15 protein-coding genes are annotated in these 17288 nt (G+C 75.4%); 4 read left to right on the top strand and 11 right to left on the bottom strand.

The window, feature by feature from the left end; all coding sequences use genetic code 11:
* Window positions 1-39 precede the first annotated feature (39 nt).
* Entirely contained in the window at window positions 40-1311 is a 1272-nt protein-coding gene (gene macS / locus ABT238_RS20085; RefSeq protein WP_502891451.1) for a MacS family sensor histidine kinase, read from the bottom strand.
* Window positions 1312-1348: 37 nt separating this feature from the next.
* Entirely contained in the window at window positions 1349-2176 is an 828-nt protein-coding gene (locus ABT238_RS20080; RefSeq protein WP_350566912.1) for a lysophospholipid acyltransferase family protein, read from the bottom strand.
* Between the two features lie 267 nt (window positions 2177-2443).
* Here ABT238_RS20080 and ABT238_RS20075 point away from each other — a divergent pair, with 267 nt between their 5' ends.
* Window positions 2444-3238: an alpha/beta hydrolase gene (locus ABT238_RS20075; RefSeq protein WP_350566726.1), complete on the top strand. Its 795-nt coding sequence runs from the start codon at window positions 2444-2446 to the stop codon at window positions 3236-3238.
* Between the two features lie 10 nt (window positions 3239-3248).
* Window positions 3249-4010 (top strand): hypothetical protein, encoded by a 762-nt coding sequence (locus ABT238_RS20070; protein WP_350770978.1) that lies wholly within the window; start codon window positions 3249-3251, stop codon window positions 4008-4010.
* 232 nt (window positions 4011-4242) lie between these two features.
* Here the strand turns inward: ABT238_RS20070 and ABT238_RS20065 are convergent, their stop codons facing one another.
* The 5 genes from ABT238_RS20065 to ABT238_RS20045 all read right to left on the bottom strand — a co-directional run bounded on the left by ABT238_RS20065 (window position 4243) and on the right by ABT238_RS20045 (window position 8488).
* On the bottom strand, window positions 4243-5004 hold the full coding sequence (locus ABT238_RS20065; protein ID WP_350770961.1) for an endonuclease/exonuclease/phosphatase family protein: 762 nt from the start codon (window positions 5002-5004) through the stop codon (window positions 4243-4245).
* A 140-nt stretch (window positions 5005-5144) separates the two neighbouring features.
* Window positions 5145-6089, bottom strand: coding sequence for an ROK family glucokinase (locus ABT238_RS20060; protein WP_350566731.1), 945 nt, complete (start codon window positions 6087-6089; stop codon window positions 5145-5147).
* A gap of 192 nt (window positions 6090-6281) precedes the next feature.
* Window positions 6282-6656, bottom strand: a complete 375-nt coding sequence (locus tag ABT238_RS20055; protein ID WP_350566733.1) for a DUF5304 family protein — start codon at window positions 6654-6656, stop codon at window positions 6282-6284.
* A gap of 165 nt (window positions 6657-6821) precedes the next feature.
* Window positions 6822-7997, bottom strand: coding sequence for an ArsA family ATPase (locus tag ABT238_RS20050; RefSeq protein ID WP_350770904.1), 1176 nt, complete (start codon window positions 7995-7997; stop codon window positions 6822-6824).
* A 35-nt stretch (window positions 7998-8032) separates the two neighbouring features.
* Window positions 8033-8488 (bottom strand): SRPBCC family protein, encoded by a 456-nt coding sequence (locus ABT238_RS20045; RefSeq protein WP_350770887.1) that lies wholly within the window; start codon window positions 8486-8488, stop codon window positions 8033-8035.
* A 340-nt stretch (window positions 8489-8828) separates the two neighbouring features.
* On the opposite strand from ABT238_RS20045, the gene ABT238_RS20040 reads away from it, so the two are divergent.
* Complete coding sequence (locus ABT238_RS20040) at window positions 8829-10622, top strand: AMP-dependent synthetase/ligase (RefSeq protein ID WP_350566739.1); 1794 nt, start codon at window positions 8829-8831, stop codon at window positions 10620-10622.
* Window positions 10623-10737: 115 nt separating this feature from the next.
* Here ABT238_RS20040 and ABT238_RS20035 read toward each other — a convergent pair whose 3' ends face one another.
* Entirely contained in the window at window positions 10738-11874 is a 1137-nt protein-coding gene (locus ABT238_RS20035) for a glycosyltransferase family 4 protein (RefSeq protein ID WP_350566741.1), read from the bottom strand.
* A 254-nt stretch (window positions 11875-12128) separates the two neighbouring features.
* Between ABT238_RS20035 and ABT238_RS20030 the strand changes: the two genes are divergently transcribed.
* Window positions 12129-13568 (top strand): glycosyltransferase 87 family protein, encoded by a 1440-nt coding sequence (locus ABT238_RS20030; protein ID WP_350566742.1) that lies wholly within the window; start codon window positions 12129-12131, stop codon window positions 13566-13568.
* Window positions 13569-13596: 28 nt separating this feature from the next.
* Here the strand turns inward: ABT238_RS20030 and ABT238_RS20025 are convergent, their stop codons facing one another.
* From ABT238_RS20025 to ABT238_RS20015, 3 genes are all read right to left on the bottom strand, one after another.
* Window positions 13597-14541 (bottom strand): hypothetical protein, encoded by a 945-nt coding sequence (locus tag ABT238_RS20025; RefSeq protein ID WP_350770847.1) that lies wholly within the window; start codon window positions 14539-14541, stop codon window positions 13597-13599.
* A 236-nt stretch (window positions 14542-14777) separates the two neighbouring features.
* Window positions 14778-15842, bottom strand: coding sequence for a C40 family peptidase (locus ABT238_RS20020; RefSeq protein ID WP_350566746.1), 1065 nt, complete (start codon window positions 15840-15842; stop codon window positions 14778-14780).
* A 250-nt stretch (window positions 15843-16092) separates the two neighbouring features.
* Window positions 16093-17280 carry a C40 family peptidase gene (locus ABT238_RS20015; protein WP_350566748.1) on the bottom strand — a complete coding sequence of 396 codons (1188 nt, stop codon included), beginning with the start codon at window positions 17278-17280 and terminating at the stop codon, window positions 16093-16095.
* Window positions 17281-17288: the final 8 nt, after the last annotated feature.

The following is a 17288-nucleotide window of genomic DNA, read 5'->3' as shown; positions in this document are numbered from 1 at the left end:
GAGGGGTTTCGGGGGCAACGGGCTTCGGCGCGGACGGCGTCACCGGCGCCCGGCCGGGGCGTCCGAGCCGGCGCGCGGGACCCGCAGCTCCACCTCGACGCCCTCACCGGGCGCCGAGTACAGCTCGGCGGTGCCGCCGAGGTCCCGCAGCCGGCCGCGGATCGACTGGGAGACGCCGAGCCGCCCGGCCCGCTCCGCCTCGCCGAGCCGCCCGGGCGCGAAGCCGGGACCGTCGTCACGGATCGAGACGGTGACGGCCTGCGGCTCGTCCTCCACCAGGATCCAGGCGCGCGCCGCGGGCCCGGCGTGCCGGCGGACGTTGTCCACCGCGGCGCCGACGGCCGCCGCCAGCTCGCCGGCGGCGGGGGCCGGCAGCAGCACCGGGGTGCCGGGGGCGGACAGGGTGACCCGCTCGTCCGCGTACGGGGCGAGCAGGGTGCGCAGGTCCTGCGGCTGCTCCGGCCGGTCCGGCTCCGTGCCGCGCGGGGCGGGCAGCGGGCCGCCGCTCATCAGCGCGCGCAGGGCGCGTTCCTGCTCGCCGGCCAGGCGGCCCAGCTCGGCGAGGTCCGCCGCGTCGGACGAGCCGGCGGACCCGGCGGACGGCGCGGCGGACCCGGCGGACGCGGCCTCGCCGCCCCGGCGCTGGACCAGCGCGAGCACCTGCAGCACCCCGTCGTGGATGTCCCGGGAGAGCCGCTCGCGCTCCCGGGTGGCCGCCTCGACCTGCAGCGCCCGGGTGAGCGTCGCCTCGCTGGCGCGGGCGATCTCCATGACGTAGCCGATCGCACAGCCGGCCACCATCAGCAGCACGATGTTGTGGATGTTGTCGCCGCTCGGGCCGCCGTGGCCGAGGATGTTGGCCACCCCGATCACCGAACCGGCCGCCGCCGCCCAGCGCCAGCCACCGCGCCCGGCGAAGCCGAGCACGGTGCCGGCCGCCCAGATGGTGGGCAGGGTCGGCGCGCCGTGGCCGACCCGGGACGGCGCGTCGATCATGCCGCTCATCACGATGCCGGTGACGACGAGGACGAGGTCGGTGACCAGCACGTACCAGGTGCAGCGCTGCGGGCCGGAGAAGGCCCGGGTCGAGGCGAGCGTCCAGAGGGTCAGCGCGCCGAGGTAGATCCAGCCGGCGACCGGGTGGACGAACTGCAGGTAGGAGTCGAAGTACCGGAGCACCGCGTAGCAGAGCGCCAGCACCCGGAAGAGCGAGATGGCCCGCCAGAGCGGCAGTTCGACGGACATGCCGCCCGCCGCCACCGCCGCGCCGACCGCCCCCGGGCCGGGCCCGGTTCTGCCGCCGTCCGTCATCCCTGCCGTCCTCCCCCGGATGCCCGGCCGGCCCCGCTCAGGCCTGCCCGGTCTCCTTCTGGTCCTGCGCGGCCTTCTCCGCCTCGGCCTTCGCCGCCTTCTCGGCCTCCGCCTTCTCCTCGGCCTTCTCGGCCTTGGCGGCGGCCTGCTCGGCCTTCTGGACGGCCTTGCGCTCGGCGTCGGCCTTCTTCTTGTCCTCGGCGATCTGCCGCTTGGCGGCGGTCGCGTAGACGTCCACGTACTCCTGGCCGGAGAGCCGCATGATCTCGTACATCACCTCGTCCGTCACCGAACGCAGGATGAAACGGTCGTTCTCCATGCCCTGGTAGCGGGAGAAGTCCAGCGGGCGGCCGATCCGGATGCCCGGGCGGATGCCGAAGTTCGGGATCACCTGGCCGGGCGGCTGGACCTTCTCCGTGTCGATCATCGCGACCGGGATGACCGGCGCGCCGGTCGCCAGCGCGACGCGGGCCAGGCCGCCGACCTTGCCCCGGTAGAGCTTGCCGTCGGGCGACCGGGTGCCCTCCGGGTAGACGCCGAACAGCTCACCGCGGTCCAGCACGGCGATCGCCGAGCGGATCGCCGCCTCGCCGGCGCCGCGCACGCCCGAGCGGTCCACCGGGAGCTGGCCGACGCCCTTGAAGAAGGCGGCGGTCAGCCGGCCCTTGATGCCCGGCGTGGTGAAGTACTCGGCCTTGGCGATGAAGGTCACCCGGCGCTTGATCAGCGCGGGGAAGAAGAAGGAGTCCGAGAAGGACAGGTGGTTGCTCGCGATGATCGCGGCACCCTCGGTGGGGATGTTCTCCTCACCCTCGATCCACGGCCGGAAGAAGATCCGCAGCAGCGGCGCGACGATCATCTTCATCAGTCGGTAGAACAACCCGGGCCTCCTGTATTGCGGACCGGTCGATCCTAATGCCCTTCGGCGTCCGCCCGTGCCCCGCCCCGCCCCGCCGGGGTGTCCCGCCCCCGCGGTGACGGGCCGTCGGGCCGCGTTCCCGGCGGGGGTGTACGCAGCGGGCGGGCACGTGGGACGATGCGAATTCCGCAGCCTCCCCTACCGGTCCGCCCCGCACGCCCCCGTCCGTACCAGCGTCACCCTCCAACGTCGTCGCCCGCGAAGGAGTCCGCCATGCCGCTGCTGCCCGGCGCCGAACCGTACCGCCACCGGGGCGGGCCGGTGGGCGTCCTGCTCTGCCACGGGTTCACCGGCTCGCCGCAGTCGCTGCGGCCGTGGGCGGAGGACCTCGCCGCCGCCGGGTACACCGTCGCGCTGCCGCTGCTGCCGGGCCACGGCACCCGCTGGCAGGACATGCAGCCGACCCGCTGGGAGGACTGGTACGCCGAGGTCGAGCGGGAGCTGCTGGACCTGTCCGCGCGGTGCGAGCGGGTGTTCGTCGTCGGGCTGTCGATGGGCGGCGGACTGGCGCTGCGGCTGGCCGCGGTGCACGGGCCCGCGGTCGCCGGGCTGGTGCTGGTCAACCCGTCGGTGCGCTCGGACAACCCCGCGAGCGTCCTGCTGCCGGTGCTGCGCCACCTCCTGCCGAGCCTGCCCGGGGTCGCCAACGACATCGCCCGGCCCGGTGCGGTCGAGCTGGCCTACGACCGGACGCCGCTGCACGCCGCCTGGTCGCTGGCCCGGCTGTGGAAGGACGTCCAGGCGCGGCTGCCGGAGGTGACCCAGCCGGTGCTGCTCTTCCACAGCCCGCAGGACCACGTGGTCTCCGCGGCCAACTCCGAGCTGGTGCTGGCCCGGATATCCTCGACCGATGTGACGGAGCGGCTGTGCCAGCGCAGCTACCACGTCGCGACGCTGGACCACGACGCGGCGGAAATATTCGCGACCGCCCAGGACTTCATCCGACGGCTGGCTCCCGCGCACGCGGCGGGTGTCACCCCGGTGAAACCCGACCACCACCAAGGCTGAAGGGCCGGAAGTGCACGAGAGCAGCACGGCGGGCGGCGAGGACGAGACGCCCCGCGAGGAGGGTGCCACCACCGGCGGCGCACGGCCGGGCGCCGGGCGGGCGGACGGCGAGCAGACGGGCCGCGGGCCGTCCGGCGAGAAGGCCGCCGACGTTCCCGGCTCCGGCGACGCCCCGGCGGCCGGCGAGGCGGCGGCGGGCGAGGGCGGCGCGGGCACGGCCGGCCAGTCCCGGGCCCGGCGCGCGCCCGAGCGCAGCCAGGCCGAGCAGGACGAGATCTTCGCCGCGCTGGTCGCCCAGTTCGACGACCCGGTCGACCTCAACAACCCGAACTGGCCGGAGATCGAGAACCTGCGGGCGCGCGGCGAGCTCAAGGGCTACAAGGACCGCGGCGACGGCCTCCCCGGCGACGCCGACGACCTCTCCGGCCTCGCGCCCCAGCCGCGCCCCCGCTCCGGCCGCCCGGTGATGCCGGCCGCCGGCTCCGGCCCGCGCGACTTCGAGCTGGCCGAGGAGACCGACGAGGGCCACTTCGAGCCGCCGGAGCCGCCGCCGCTGCCGGAGGCCGACACCACCGCCAAGTTCGCCTGGCTGGCGGTGCTCGGCGGCCCCGCGCTGCTGCTGTTCGACGCGGTCGTCTGGCGCGAGGTGTCCGGCTGGCCCGCCTGGGTCGGGGTGGCCGCCTTCCTCGGCGGCTTCGCCACGCTGGTGGTCCGGATGAAGGACCGCGACGAGGACGAGCCCGAGGACCCGCACGGCGGCGCCGTCGTCTGACCCCCTCACGCACCGGGGCGGTGCGGGTTTCCCCCGGGCGGGGTCACTCCCCGGGGTGGAGTTCGGCGGCCTGCGGGTGCGGCGGCGCTCGCCGCGCCCGGCGACCTGGATCCGGCCTTCGGCGCGGGCGGGAGGGCGACCACCGGCTTCGGCGGCCCCGGGAACGACCGGCTGCCCGTGGGACGGCTCCTTCGCGGCGCGGCACCTCCCGGGTGTCGCGCCGCGAGGCGTGTCAGCGCCCGGCGGGCTCCTGACGCGCGGGCAGCTGCAGGACGGCGAGCACCGGGAGGTGGTCGGTGGCGGCCCGCAGGTCCGCCCCGGTGACGCCGGGCAGCCCGTGCGGGACGCCGCAGGCGAGCACCTCGATGCCCGGCGTGACGAACACGGCGTCCAGCCGCTGGTAGGGGTTCTCCGGGACGGACGTCATCTCGCCGCCCCAGGGCGCCACCCCGTGGCCGTCCTGGAGCCGCCCGGCCAGCGCCTGCCAGCCCGGCCCGTCCGGGTGCTCGTTGAAGTCGCCCGCGATCACGCCGAGTTCGGCGTACCGCAGCTGACCGGCGAGCAGGTCGAACTGCCGTCGGCGCTCGGCGGCGTCCAGGCTGAGGTGACAACTGGTGACGGTGAACGGCGCCGCGCCGGGCAGTTCGAGCAGCGCGGTGGCGAAGCCGCGCGCGTGCAGGCCGCGGGTCTTCGGCAGCAGCCGGTCGTGGACGGCCCGCACCCGGACGCCGGGGCGGCCCAGCAGCAGCGGTCCGGCGGCGGCCCGGCCGCCGCCGGCGAGGACCGCGGTACCGGTCCGCCGGGCGAGCCAGGCCGCCTGCCCCTCGGGGCGCCAGTAGCGCGGCGCCTCCTGGACGCAGACGATGTCGGGCGCGCAGGCCCGGATCACCCGGACCAGCGCCCGCCGGTCGTCGCGCAGCGAGCGGATGTTGTAGCTGAGCAGCCGCAGCCGACCGGGCGCGGGCGGCGGCAGTTCGGCCGGTGCGGTGGTCATCGCGGTTCCTCCCCTGGACGTCCTCGGTGACGACCGTACGGCAGGACGGGGCCGGGGTGGGGGGAACGCGGCGCGGCCCGCCCCTCCGGGGTGGAGGAACGGGCCGCGCCGGTCAGGCGGTGGCGGTCAGACCGTGGCGGTCAGACCGTGCGGGCCAGGTCGGCCGCACCGGCGATGCCGGCGGCCGAGCCGGTCGAGGCGAGCACCACCTCGGCGCGCGGGCGGTGCACCCCGCCGGTCAGGTAGTGCTCGAACGCCTTGGCGACCGGGTCGAGCAGCAGCCGGCCGGAGTCGGAGACCCCGCCGCCGAGCACGAAGACGCCGGGGTCGAAGAGCGCCGCGAGGTCGGCCATCCCGCGGCCCAGCCAGTCGGCCAGCTCCGCGTAGCACTCCAGGGCGAGCGGGTCGCCCTCTTCCGCGGCCTGGGTGATGTGGATGCCGCGGATCGTCTCGGCGACGCCGTCGTTGAGCTCCAGCATCCGCTTGCCGCGCAGCGGGTCGGCGGCGGACCGCTCGCGGCCGTAGCGGCGCAGCGCCCGGCCGGAGCCGTACTGCTCCCAGCAGCCCTTGCCGCCGCAGCCGCAGGGCAGGCCGTCCGGAACCATGTTGAGGTGGCCGATCTCGCCGGCCACGCCGAACCGGCCGCGGTGCAGCCGGCCGTCCAGGACGAGGCCGCCGCCGATGCCGGTGCCGACGGTGATCAGCACCATGTCGGCGTGGCCGGCGCCCGCGCCGAACCGGTACTCGGCCCAGGCGGCGCAGTTGGCGTCGTTCTCGATGACCGCGGGCAGGCCGGTGAGCTCCTCGACGCGGCCGCGCAGGGGCTCGTCCTCCCAGTCGATGTTGGGGGCGAAGATCACCGTCGAACGGTCGCGGTCGACGAAGCCGGGGGCGCCGATGCCGGCCGCGGTCACGTCGGGGTACTGCTCCTTGAGCTCGCGCACGGCCTGCGCGATCGCGTCGACCGCCCACTGCGGGTCGGCCGGGGTGGGCACCCTGGTCCGGGCGAGGATCTCGCCGCCCTCGTCGACCACACCTGCCGCGATCTTGGTCCCGCCGACGTCGACGCCGATGGTCAGAGCCATGTGTCCCTCAGCTATTCACTCGTTCCCGCTGGACGGAACGCTACCGCCCAACCATGCCCCCGTACACACCGCCGCCTACATTAACCGAAGACAATCCGCCGCCAACCCGGCCGAGACTGTTCAAAAGTCGTACCTTTTCACCGGTCGCATCACAGGGTGAAGCCGGAGCGTGACCGCAAGGGCATCAGGGGTTCACTGCTTGTCGGACGGCCCTTCAGGCGTGTCGTCCAGGTCCACCCGTTCGGTGCGGGCCGGGGCGCCGGCGGTCCAGCGGTGCTCGTGGCCGCTGACCGCGGCCCGGTAGGCGGCCAGCAGTTCGGCGCCGGCCGCGGCCAGGCCGGTACCGGCGGCGGTGAGGTGGCCGTAGACCTCGGGCTGCTTGTCGCGCAGGCGGTCGGCCAGGCCGGCCAGCGAGAGCAGCGTCTCGGCGCTCGCCTCCTGGGCCTTCTCGCCGACGACGGCGGCGAACCGGCGCACTTCGTCCACCAGCGGGCCCAGCTCCGGGCCGAACGGGTGCCCGCTCCCGTCCTGCTCGGCGGTGGGCTCGGTCCGGTCCGTGGTGGTCATCTCGCGCAGGCCTCCTCAGCAACGGCGGCCGCACCCACGGCCGCCCGCCCCGACGCTACCGGACCGGCCGTCACCCTCCGGACGGCGAGCGGGCCGGACCGACCCCGCCCTCGCGGGCGAGCCGGAGGGGCGCGCGGCCGGGGCGTCCCGGCGGGAGGATCCGGCTCAGGCCCGGGGCCACAGGGCCGGGTCCGGCGCGAAGCGGACGGCGAGGACGCCGTCGTGCAGGCCGGCGCCGGCGACGGTGCAGCGGCGCAGCGCCGAGGGCAGCGCGAGCACCCGCCGGTGGGCGCCGAGGCCGATCACCAGTTCGTCGCCGCGCCGCACGAGGTCGAGGTCGGCGCGCTCGGCGCCGGGCAGGGCGAGGCGCCAGACCAGCAGGCCGTCCGCGGCCAGCCGGTCCTCGACGGTCCACGGTCCGGCCGGGCGCGGCTCGGGGCCGGGGCCGGCGCCGTAGAGGCGGTCGGCGACGGCCTCCAGGGTGGCCTCGGCGGGCCCGGTGGTGAGCACCGGGACGTCCGCGCAGCCGGCGGCCAGCGCGTCCAGTTCGTCCCGGCGGCGGCGGGCCAGCGCGGCCAGCCACGGGTCGGGCGAGTCGGCGGCGGCGTCCGGCAGCACGCCGTGCACCACCACGGCGTCCGGGCGGTGGCCGTGCAGGGCCAGTCCGGTGCGGATCCGGCGCAGCTCGTCGAAGGGGTGGGCGTCGGCCGCGGTGACCAGGCGGACGCTGGTGCCGGGCGCGGTGATGGCGGCGCGCGCGGCGGCGAGCGCGCCGGTCGCCTTGGCGCGCGCCTCGTACAGCCAGTCGGCGGGCATCGGCACCCCGGCGAGGCCGGCCAGCAGCGGGCGCAGCGCCCGGGCGGCCTGGCGCTGCTCGGGGACGAGGCGGGCCAGGTAGCGCTCCAGCTGTTCGGGCAGGGCGAGGGTGGCGATGAGGTCGGCGGGCGGCGGGGCGAGCACCACCAGGACGTCCGCGTCGGCCGCGGGCAGCGCGCGCAGCAGGGCGAGCCGGGCGGTGCCGGGGAGGGCGGTGAGCTCCTCGGGGTCGAGCGGATCGGCGCCGAGCAGGTCGAGGGCGGGCTTCAGCCGGCCGCCGATCTCGCCGAGGGCGTGCCGGAAGGCGGCCTGCTCGTCGGTCCGGGCGACGCTCAGACCGGGCGCGTACGCGGTCGGCCCGGCCTCCAGCCGGACGCCGAGGGCGGCGTCCAGGGTGCGGTGCGGGTCGTCGGCCGCCAGCAGCAGGGTGCGCGCACCCCGCCCGGCGGCGTGCAGCGCGGTGGCGGCGGCCACCGCGGGCGCCGCGTGGTCGCCGCTGACCAGGATGGTGCGTGTCGCCGTCATGCCGTGCCGCCCCCGTTCCTCCGTGCCGCCGTGATTCAGAGTGCCTTGCCCGCGGTGGTGTCCTCGACGCGCTTCTTCAGGCCGGCCAGGGCCCGGTCGATGATGACCTTCTCGGCCTTGCGCTTGATCATGCCGAGCATCGGGATCTTGACGTCGACGGCGAGCTGGTAGGTGGCCTCGGTGCGGCCGGCGCCGAGCGGGGCCAGGGTGTAGGAGCCGTCGAGCGAGCGGAGCATCTGGCTGCGCACCAGGGTCCAGGCGCACTCGCGGTCGCCGTCCCAGGTGTAGGCGAGCACGTGCTCGTCGCGGATGGCGCCGGCGTCGAGCACCAGGCGCACCTGGGCGGCGCGGCCGTTCTCCCCGGCCTCCAGGACCTCGACCTCCTTGACCTCGCCGGTCCAGGCCGGGTAGGCGGCGAAGTCGGCGATCACGGCCATGACCGTCGCCGGGGTCGCGTCGATGGTGATGCTCGACCTGGTGTGCTCCGCCATGGAATGGCCCTCCGCGTCGTCCCGTGCTGCTGGTCCGGCCGAGCCTGCTCGGCCGGGTGCGCCCGGAGCAGGCTATCGCGCCCCGCGATCCGGCCGGTCCCTCGGTGCGCCCCGGAGCGGGCCCGGGGGCCGCCGCGCGCGGCCCGCGGCGGCGGGCGCCGCGGGCTACCAGCCGGTACCCGACCGCTGCCGTAGGGTGCCATTCGAACGACCCGGTCCCGACCTGGTCGGACGGGTCAAGGTGTGACACTTCGAACACCCGGGCCGACCCCCCTGGTCGAAGCTGCCTACCGGGCAGTAACGTCCTGCCGTCCCGCAGCGTCGCGAACGAGGAGCAGTCTTGCTCGACTTCAGCCTTCCGGCCCTCTACCAGGTACCGAGCGGCGGTAACCTCTCCGACCTCGTGGTCCAGAACGCCGAGCGGCACCCCGACGTCGCGGTGCTCAGCCGCAAGGTGGACGGCCAGTGGCAGGAGTTGACCGCCGCGCAGTTCCTGGTCGAGGTGCACGCCGCCGCGAAGGGCCTGATCGCCGCGGGCATCGAGCCGGGCGACCGGGTGGGCATCATGTCCCGGACCCGCTACGAGTGGACGCTGCTGGACTTCGCGATCTGGACGGCCGGCGCGATCACCGTGCCGGTGTACGAGACCTCCTCCGCCGAGCAGGTCGAGTGGATCCTCGGCGACTCGGGAGTGGTCGCCGTGTTCACCGAGACCTCGACCCACACCGCCGTGGTCGCCGAGGTCGGGGAGCGCCTGCCGGAGCTGAAGCACACCTGGCAGATCGAGGGCACCGCGCTCGCCGCACTGACCGAGTCGGGCCGTGAGGTCACCGACGGCACGGTCGCCGAGCGCCGCTCGGTGGCGGGCCCCGACTCGATCGCCACCATCGTCTACACCTCGGGCACCACCGGCCGCCCGAAGGGCTGTCAGCTGACGCACGGCAACTTCCTGGCCGAGTGCGGCAACGTGGTGGAGCGCCTGGCCCCGCTGTTCCGCACCGGCGAGAGCTCCGTCCTGCTCTTCCTGCCACTGGCCCACGTGTTCGCCCGGATCGTCGAGATCGCCCCGGCGATGGCCCCGATCAAGCTCGGCCACGTCTCCGACGTCCGGGACGTCACCACCGAGCTGGCCGCGTTCAAGCCCACCCTGATCCTGGGCGTGCCCCGGGTGTTCGAGAAGGTGTACAACACGGCGCGGGCCAAGGCGCAGGCCGACGGCAAGGGCAAGATCTTCGACAAGGCCTCCGACACCGCGATCGCCTACAGCCGGGCGCTGGACGCGGGCGGCCCCGGGCTGCTGCTCAAGCTCAAGCACGCCGTCTTCGACAAGCTGGTCTACAGCAAGCTGCGGGCCGCGCTCGGCGGCCGGGCCACCCACGCGATCTCCGGCGGCGCCCCGCTCGGCGAGCGGCTCGGCCACTTCTACCGGGGCATCGGCTTCACCGTGCTGGAGGGCTACGGCCTCACCGAGACCTGCGCGGCCACCGCCTTCAACCCGTGGGACAAGCCGAAGATCGGCTCGGTCGGCCAGCCGGTCCCCGGCGCCTCCGTGCGGATCGCCGAGGACGGCGAGGTCTTCTTCAAGGGCCCGCACGTCTTCACCGGCTACTGGAACAACCCGCAGGCCACCGCCGACACCCTCAAGGACGGCTGGATCGCCACCGGCGACCTCGGCTCGCTGGACGACGAGGGCTACCTGACCATCACCGGCCGCAAGAAGGAGATCATCGTCACCGCGGGCGGCAAGAACGTCGCCCCGGCCGTGATCGAGGACCGGATCCGGGCGCACGCCCTGGTCGGCGAGGTCATGGTGGTCGGCGACCGCAAGCCCTTCGTCGCCTGTCTGATCACCGTCGACGAGGACTTCTTCCCCAAGTGGAAGGAGCTGAACGGCAAGCCCGCCGGTGCCACGGTGGCCGACCTGCGCGAGGACCAGGACCTGCTGGCCGCCCTCCAGTCGGCGGTGGACGACGGCAACGCGGCCGTCTCGCACGCCGAGGCGGTCAAGAAGTTCCGCCTGCTCGACACCGTCTTCTCCGAGGAGAGCGGTCATCTGACGCCCTCGCTCAAGCTCAAGCGCAACGTCGTGCTGAAGGACTACGCGGCCGACATCGAGGGGATCTACCGCAAGTAGCCCCTCCCCCCGGACCGCCGGTGCGGCCCACCCCTCGGAACGGTGGGGCGGGCCGCACCGGCACAGACCCTCCGGTACGGGTCGGAGCGGACCTGGGCCTTCTCCCGGAGGAGGCCTAGCCGGCCAGCAGCGAGGTCAGCCGCCCGGCCAGCAGGTCCCAGCGCCAGGAGCGGTCCACCCAGCGGCGCCCGGCCTCGCCCATCCGCCGGCGCAACTCCTCGTCCTTCAGCAGCCGCACGATCCGCTCGGCCGCCGCGGCGGGCGTGCCGCCCGGCACCACGTAGCCGGTCTCGCCCTCCAGCACCGCGTCCGGCGCTCCGCCGGAGTCCCCCGCCACCACCGGCAGGCCGGTCGCCGAGGCCTCCAGGTAGACGATGCCGAGCCCCTCGACGTCCAGTCCGCCGCGCCGGGTGCGGCAGGGCATGGCGAAGACGTCCCCGGCGCCGTAGTGGGCGGGCAGCTCCTCCCACGGCACCGCGCCGGTGAACCGGACGGACGAGCGCACGCCGCGGGCGTCCACCAGCTTCTCCAGGTCCGCCCGGTAGGGGCCGCCGCCGACGATCAGCAGCACGGCGTCCGGCACGTCGGCGAGGATCTGCGGCATCGCCTCGATGAGGGTGTCCTGGCCCTTGCGCGGCACCAGCCGGGAGACGCAGACCACCACCGGCCGGTCGGCCAGCCCGAGCCGCTCGCGCACCGCGGCGCCGCCGGAGTCCGGGTGGAAGCTCCGCTCGTCCACGCCGGGCGGCAGCTGGACCATCCGCGCGGCCGCCTGCGGGCCGACGGCGGCGGCGATCCGGGAGCGGGTGTACTCGCCGAGGTAGGTGAGCACGTCGGTGCCCGCGCCGATCCGGCGCAGCAGCTGCCGGGCCGCCGGAAGCTGGGCCCAGGCGGCCTCGTGGCCGTGGGTCATGCCGAGCAGCCGCCCGGCGCCGGCCCGGCGCAGCGTGGGGGCCATCAGCCCAAGCGGCGCGGCGGCGCCGAACCAGACCGAGTCGCAGCCCTCGGCGCGCAGGATCTCGGCGGCCCGCCGGGTGACCCGCGGTGTGGGAACCATCACCTTCGTCCGGTCGCGGATCACCGGGAACGGCTGTTCCGCGTCGAAGCGCGCCACCTCGGTGCCGTCGCGCCAGGTGGAGGCGTACACCACGACGCTCCCTGCGGGCTGACGGACGGCCATGTTGTGGACGAAGGCCTGGATGCCCCCGGGCCTCGGGGGGAAGTCGTTGGTCACGATCAAGGTCTTGTGCATCAGGCCACGGCTCGCTCGGTCGGGGGGTGCTCGGTGTACCGCTGGGTGATCCGTACGATAGGTCAACACCACGACCCGCCGGGAACGGATCCGCGTACGGCAACCGTTCCACCCCCGGGTCTGTCCTAGTACCGGGTGGTCGGCACGGCCGGTCCGGCCCCGTGGCGGCAGCCCGGCCAGGACCCGCCCGGACCGCCCGGGCGCCCGTCGCGCGGCGCCGCCGGCGGGACGTCCGAGACGAACGAGGGAGCGCAGTGGAGTTGGCCCCGGCCACCGAGTCCGGTACATCCAGCGGCGCCGAGGGCTCCGGCACGGCGCTCGCCGTCCGCCGCGAGCCGGCGCCGAGCACCACGCGCCCCTCCGGCCGCTCGGGCGCCCTCCTGGCGCTGGGCGGGACCTGGGTGGCCACCCGGACGCTCCTGCTGCTGCTGGTGACCGGCGTGCTGCGGATGCCCGGCGGGGACATCACCGCCGACGTCTGGCTGATCTACCACGGCTGGTACGGCGTGCTGCAGACCGGCACCTTCCCGCTGGACGACGTCACCTGGCAGTACCCGCCCGGCGCCGCCCTGGTGATCATGCTCCCGGGCCTGCTGCCCTGGTCGTACCTGGTGTCGTTCTGGGTGATCTGCGGGATCGCCGACGCGGTCGCGATGGCCCTGCTGGTCCGCACCGGGCTGCGCAGGGGCCGGGCGCTGACCGGTGCCTGGGTCTGGGTGGCCGGCGTCCCGCTGCTCGGTCCGATGATCTACAACCGCTACGACGTGATCGTCACCGCGATCGCGGTGGCCGGCCTGCTGGCGCTGATCCGCCGCCCGGCGATCGGCGGCCTGCTGCTGGGCCTCGGCGGCATCGTCAAGATCTGGCCGCTGCTCGGCCTGATCGGCACCCCGTCCGGTCGGCGCACCCGCCGTTCGTGGACCGCCGCGGCGGCCGCGACCGCGGCGATCGCCTTCCTGCTGGCGGCCGGGATGAACGGCGCGTTCGAGTTCCTGACGTTCCAGAAGGACCGCGGCATCGAGGTGGAGTCGGTCGGCGCGCTGCCGATCCACTTCGCCCGGATCGCCGGGGCCTGGGACGGCAAGGTGATGATGAACTACGGCTCGGTGGAGATGCTCGGGCCGTGGGTCGAGCTGGTCAGCAAGGTGATGCTGGCCGGCACCGTGCTCGGCTTCGGCTGGCTGCTGCTGTGGCGGTTCACCGCCCGGCGCCGCAACGCCGCCACCATGTACGACGCGGCGCTCGCCGCGCTGCTGATCTTCACCGTGACCAGCCGGGTGATCAGCCCGCAGTACCTGGTCTGGCTGGTCGGCGTCTCGGCGGTCTGCCTGACGGTGCGCGGCAGCAGCCAGCGGCCGGTGGCGCTGCTGATCCTGGCCGCGACCCCGCTGACCCTGGTGGAGTTCCCGCTGGTCTTCGGCGACGTGGTCGCCAGCAAGCCGGGCGCGATCGCCGTGCTGACCCTGCGCAACCTGCTGCTGCTGACCGCGACCGGGCTGTCCTGCGTCCGGCTCTGGCGCTCCACCCGGCGCACCGAGCGGCTCGCGGAGACCGTGGTGCTGCCCCGCCCGGAGCCGGTGCCGGCGGCCGCGTTCTCGGTGCGCCCGGGCATCGCGTACGAGCAGGACCTGCTGGACGGCATCGACCGGCCGCGCGGCGCACCCGGCGACCGGCGCCAGGGCGCCCGGCCCTGACCCCGCGCCGGGAGGCGCGCAGCCCCTCCTAGCGGGCGGCCAGCGCCCGGACCTCGGCCAGCCAGAGGCGGGTGAACTCGGCCAGGCCGAGGCCGAGCCGCTCCCGCAGCAGTCCGTCCAGCCAGGCCTGGCGGTCCGCGCCCGGGGCCGCCGCGCCGACCGCCCGGTAGAGGTCCACCAGCCGCTGCGGCCCGTACCGGCGGGCGATCAGGTCGCAGGCCAGCCAGGCCTGCTCGTAGACCTGGGCGAGCCCCTCCCCGGCGGCGGTGAAGGCGGCGTCCTCGGGCAGTGCCGTGGGCAGCCGCCCGTCGGCGACGTCCCGGGCCAGCTCCGGGGCGATCCGGTGGGCGGCGCGGCCCGAGTCGCGGTAGCCGGTCCAGTCGGCGGCGCCCTCGGAGAGCCAGAGCGGCGTCCAGGCGCGGGTGTCCGCCCGGGTCGCCACGTGCACCGCCTCGTGGGTGACCACCACCTGCCGGCCGAAGTCGCTCAGGCCCGCGTAGGTCTCCGGGTTGACCAGAATCCGGTCGGCCGGGGCGTTCAGCGGCGCGCCGGGCGCCGCCACGGTGACAGCGGCCATCCCGGACCAGCCGGGCCGCTCGTCCGCCAGCAGCCGGGTGAACTGTTCCCCGGTGGCGGGCAGTTCCAGCAGCAGCCGGCCGGCCCAGGCGGTGCCCCAGAGGGCCTCGACGGCGGACACCGCCCGGTCGCCGACGGCGGCGAGTCCGGCGGGGGCGCCCCCGCCGGCCCCGGCGTCCACCCCGAGCACCAGGCAGCGCGCTCCGGCGCCGGCCCGGACGGTGCCGAGGTCCCACAGCGGCGGCGGTCCGCCCGCGCCCTCCTCGCGTTCGACCCGCCAGCCGGCGGCGGAGCGGGCCAGCGCCAGCCGGCGCGGGTGGACGACCGGCTGCCGGTCGTACCCGCTCACCACGACGGTCAGCTCGGCGGTGGCGGCGCACCGCCCGGCCGCGTCCACCGGGCCGAGCAGCAGGTTCCGGTAGCCGGCCCGCAGCGGCAGCGCGGGCGGCCCGGCGGTCAGCGCCCGGGCCCGCTCGTCGAGCAGCGCCAGGACGCCGGCGTGCTCGTCCGAGGCCGCGGCGGCGGGCCGCGCCGGGGCGGCCCCGGGCAGCGACAGCTGGGCCAGTCCGCCGGCCGCGAGCAGCAGGGCGGTGCGCCGGGACGGCCCGCGGCCGGCGGCGGTGTCCGGGCGGCTCAGAGCCGGATCACCCCCGAGACCGGCATCGCGGTGACGCTCTCGTAGCGGACCTTGGCACCCGGGTAGGGGGCGTGCACGATCACCCCGCCGCCGGCGTACATCCCGACGTGGTGCATGTCCCGGTAGAAGATCACCAGGTCCCCCGGCCGCGCTTCGGAGAGGCCGACCCGCTGCCCGGCGCGCGCCTGGGCCTGCGAGGTGCGCGGCAGGGTCACTCCCGCCTGCCGCCAGCTCCAGTACATCAGACCGGAGCAGTCGAACGCCTTGGGCCCGGTGGATCCGTACACGTAGGGCGAGCCGATCATCCGCACCGCGGCGGCCAGCGCGGCGGCGCCGCGTTCGGAGGCCGGCGGGGTGCTGCCGAGGTCCAGCCGGTCGGTGCCGCGGGTGGCGCGCTGCTCCGCCTCCCGGGCGTCCTGGGCGGCGAGCCGGGCGCGCTCGGCGGCGCCGAGGCTGTTGAGCAGCCGCTGCGCCTTGGCGAGCCGCTGCTGGACCTCCTGCTTGCTCTCGGCCAGCGCCCTGCGGATCTCCTCCAGCTCGGCGAGCTTGGCGGTGGTCTCGGCCCGGCGCTGGTCGAGCACCCGCTGACGGCCCAGCAGCTCGTGCAGGGTCTCGTTCTGCCGCACGGCGGCCTGGTCCAGGGTGCGGGCCCGGGTGAGGTAGCCCTCGGGGTCGGTGGAGAGCATCAGCTGGACGGTCTGCGCCATCCCGCCGCCGCGGTACTCGGCGCCGGCCACGGTGGCGAGGTCGCCGCGCAGCCGGTTCAGCTCGTCCTGGGCGAGGGCGACCTGCTGCTGCAGCGTGCCGGTCTCGCGCTGGAGCCTCTGCTGGGCCTCCTGGGCGGCGTTGAACCGCTCGGAGGCCTGCTCGGCCTCGTCGTAGAGCTGCTCCACCTGCGCCTTGACGTCCTTGCGGTCGGCCGGGGCGTCCGGCGAGCCGGGCGCGGCCCGGGCGCTGCCTGCGGCCGCCACACCCAGCGCGGTGGTCGCCGCCGCGGTGAGCACCAGCGCCCGGGCGAACGCGTGCGCACCTGACAGCGGGGAACGGCGGTGCACGGCCATGCGACGTCGGCTCCGATCCTGGGCCCGGCCCGCCGCCGCACCGGAGCGGGCGGCTGTCGAAGCGGGCGTCCGGTGGCAGACGTTAGCGAGTCAGGGCAACCGATTCCAAACCCCTCCGAACCCGAATATTCGGACACTGATCGGACATCAGATCGGTTCGCGGACCGAGCGTCCCGGCGGGGCCGGGAAAAGCCGCAGGCCCGGCCTCCCTCGGGGGAGACCGGGCCTGACGGGGCGTTCCGACCGTCGGTCAGAGGCGCACGATGGTGTTGACCGGCATGTTGGACGCCGACTCGTAGCGGACCGACGCGCCCGGCTTCGGGGCGTGGATGACCTGGCCACCGCCCACGTAGATGCCCACGTGGTGGCGGTCGCCGTAGAAGATCACCAGGTCGCCGGGCTGGGCCTTGGAGATGTCCGAACCGATCTGGGTGCCGGCGGTGGCCTGCGCCTGCGAGGTGCGCGGCAGCGACACACCCGCCTGGGCGTACGCCCAGCCGGTGAGGCCCGAGCAGTCGAAGGAGTTGGGGCCGGTGGCGCCGTAGACGTACGGGGCGCCGAGCTTGCTCTCGGCGGCCGCGATCGCGGCGGCACCGCGCGAGCTGTTGGCGGCCGGCGCGGCCGGCGCGGCCGGCTTGGACGCCGCGGCGGCCGGGGCCGAGGCCGGGGCCGAGGAGGGCGCGGACTGCGCGCTCAGGTTGCTGCGGTTGGTGTCGCGGGAGGCGCGCTCGGCGTCGGCCTTCTCCTTGGCGGCCTTGGCGGCCTCGGCCTTGGCGGCGTCCGCCTTCGCCTTGGCCTCGGCGGCGGCCTTCTCCTCGGCGGCGCGGATGGCCTGGCGCTCCTGCTCGGTGAGCGTGTTGAGCAGGTCCTGGGCCTTCTGCAGCTTGCCCTGGACCTCCTCCTTGGAGGTCTTCAGCTGCTGGGTGGTGGACTCCAGCTCGGCGAGCTTGGTCTGGGTCTCGGTGCGGTCCTGGTCGAGCCTGCGCTGCTGCTCCTGGAGCTCCTTCAGCGCGCCGGACTGGGTCGAACCGGCCTGGTTCAGGGCGTCGGCCTGGTTGAGGAAGTTGTCCGGGCTGGCGGAGAGCATCAGCTGGACGGTCTGCGATATGCCGCCGGTGCGGTACTGCTCACCGGCGATCTCGGCGAGGCCGCCCTGCGCCTCGATCACCACGGCCTGCTGACGGGCCACCTTGTCCTGCAGCTCGGCGACCTGCTTCTGCAGCTCCTGCTGCTTGGCCTGGGCCCCGTTGTACTTCTCGGTGGCGACCTCGGCCTGCTCGTTGAGCTGGTCGACCTGCTCCTTGACCTGGTCCTTGGTCGGCGCAGGGTCGGCGTGGGCGCCGGACTGCGCGGACAGGGCAACGGCAGCGGCGGCGACACCGGTCAGGATCGAGACACGGGCGCGGCCGGCGGGCTTGGGACGACGATGGGACGCCACGAAGGCGG

Origin of the sequence: Kitasatospora sp. NPDC001527, assembly GCF_040298605.1 — a bacterium.
Lineage (GTDB): Bacteria > Actinomycetota > Actinomycetes > Streptomycetales > Streptomycetaceae > Kitasatospora.
The sequence above is the reverse complement of the archived record's forward strand: the minus strand, read 5'-3'. Positions and strand labels throughout refer to the sequence as shown.

What these genes read in the sequence shown, in the direction of transcription:
- macS (WP_502891451.1), bottom strand. Translation starts at nt 1,311, where the DNA reads ATGACGGACGGCGGCAGAACCGGGCCCGGCCCGGGGGCGGTCGGCGCG.
- ABT238_RS20045 (WP_350770887.1), bottom strand. Translation starts at nt 8,488, where the DNA reads ATGGCGGAGCACACCAGGTCGAGCATCACCATCGACGCGACCCCGGCG.
- ABT238_RS20065 (WP_350770961.1), bottom strand. Translation starts at nt 5,004, where the DNA reads ATGACCACCGCACCGGCCGAACTGCCGCCGCCCGCGCCCGGTCGGCTG.
- ABT238_RS20050 (WP_350770904.1), bottom strand. Translation starts at nt 7,997, where the DNA reads ATGACGGCGACACGCACCATCCTGGTCAGCGGCGACCACGCGGCGCCC.
- ABT238_RS20020 (WP_350566746.1), bottom strand. Translation starts at nt 15,842, where the DNA reads ATGGCCGTGCACCGCCGTTCCCCGCTGTCAGGTGCGCACGCGTTCGCC.
- ABT238_RS20080 (WP_350566912.1), bottom strand. Translation starts at nt 2,176, where the DNA reads ATGAAGATGATCGTCGCGCCGCTGCTGCGGATCTTCTTCCGGCCGTGG.
- ABT238_RS20035 (WP_350566741.1), bottom strand. Translation starts at nt 11,874, where the DNA reads ATGCACAAGACCTTGATCGTGACCAACGACTTCCCCCCGAGGCCCGGG.
- ABT238_RS20055 (WP_350566733.1), bottom strand. Translation starts at nt 6,656, where the DNA reads ATGACCACCACGGACCGGACCGAGCCCACCGCCGAGCAGGACGGGAGC.
- ABT238_RS20075 (WP_350566726.1), top strand. Translation starts at nt 2,444, where the DNA reads ATGCCGCTGCTGCCCGGCGCCGAACCGTACCGCCACCGGGGCGGGCCG.
- ABT238_RS20060 (WP_350566731.1), bottom strand. Translation starts at nt 6,089, where the DNA reads ATGGCTCTGACCATCGGCGTCGACGTCGGCGGGACCAAGATCGCGGCA.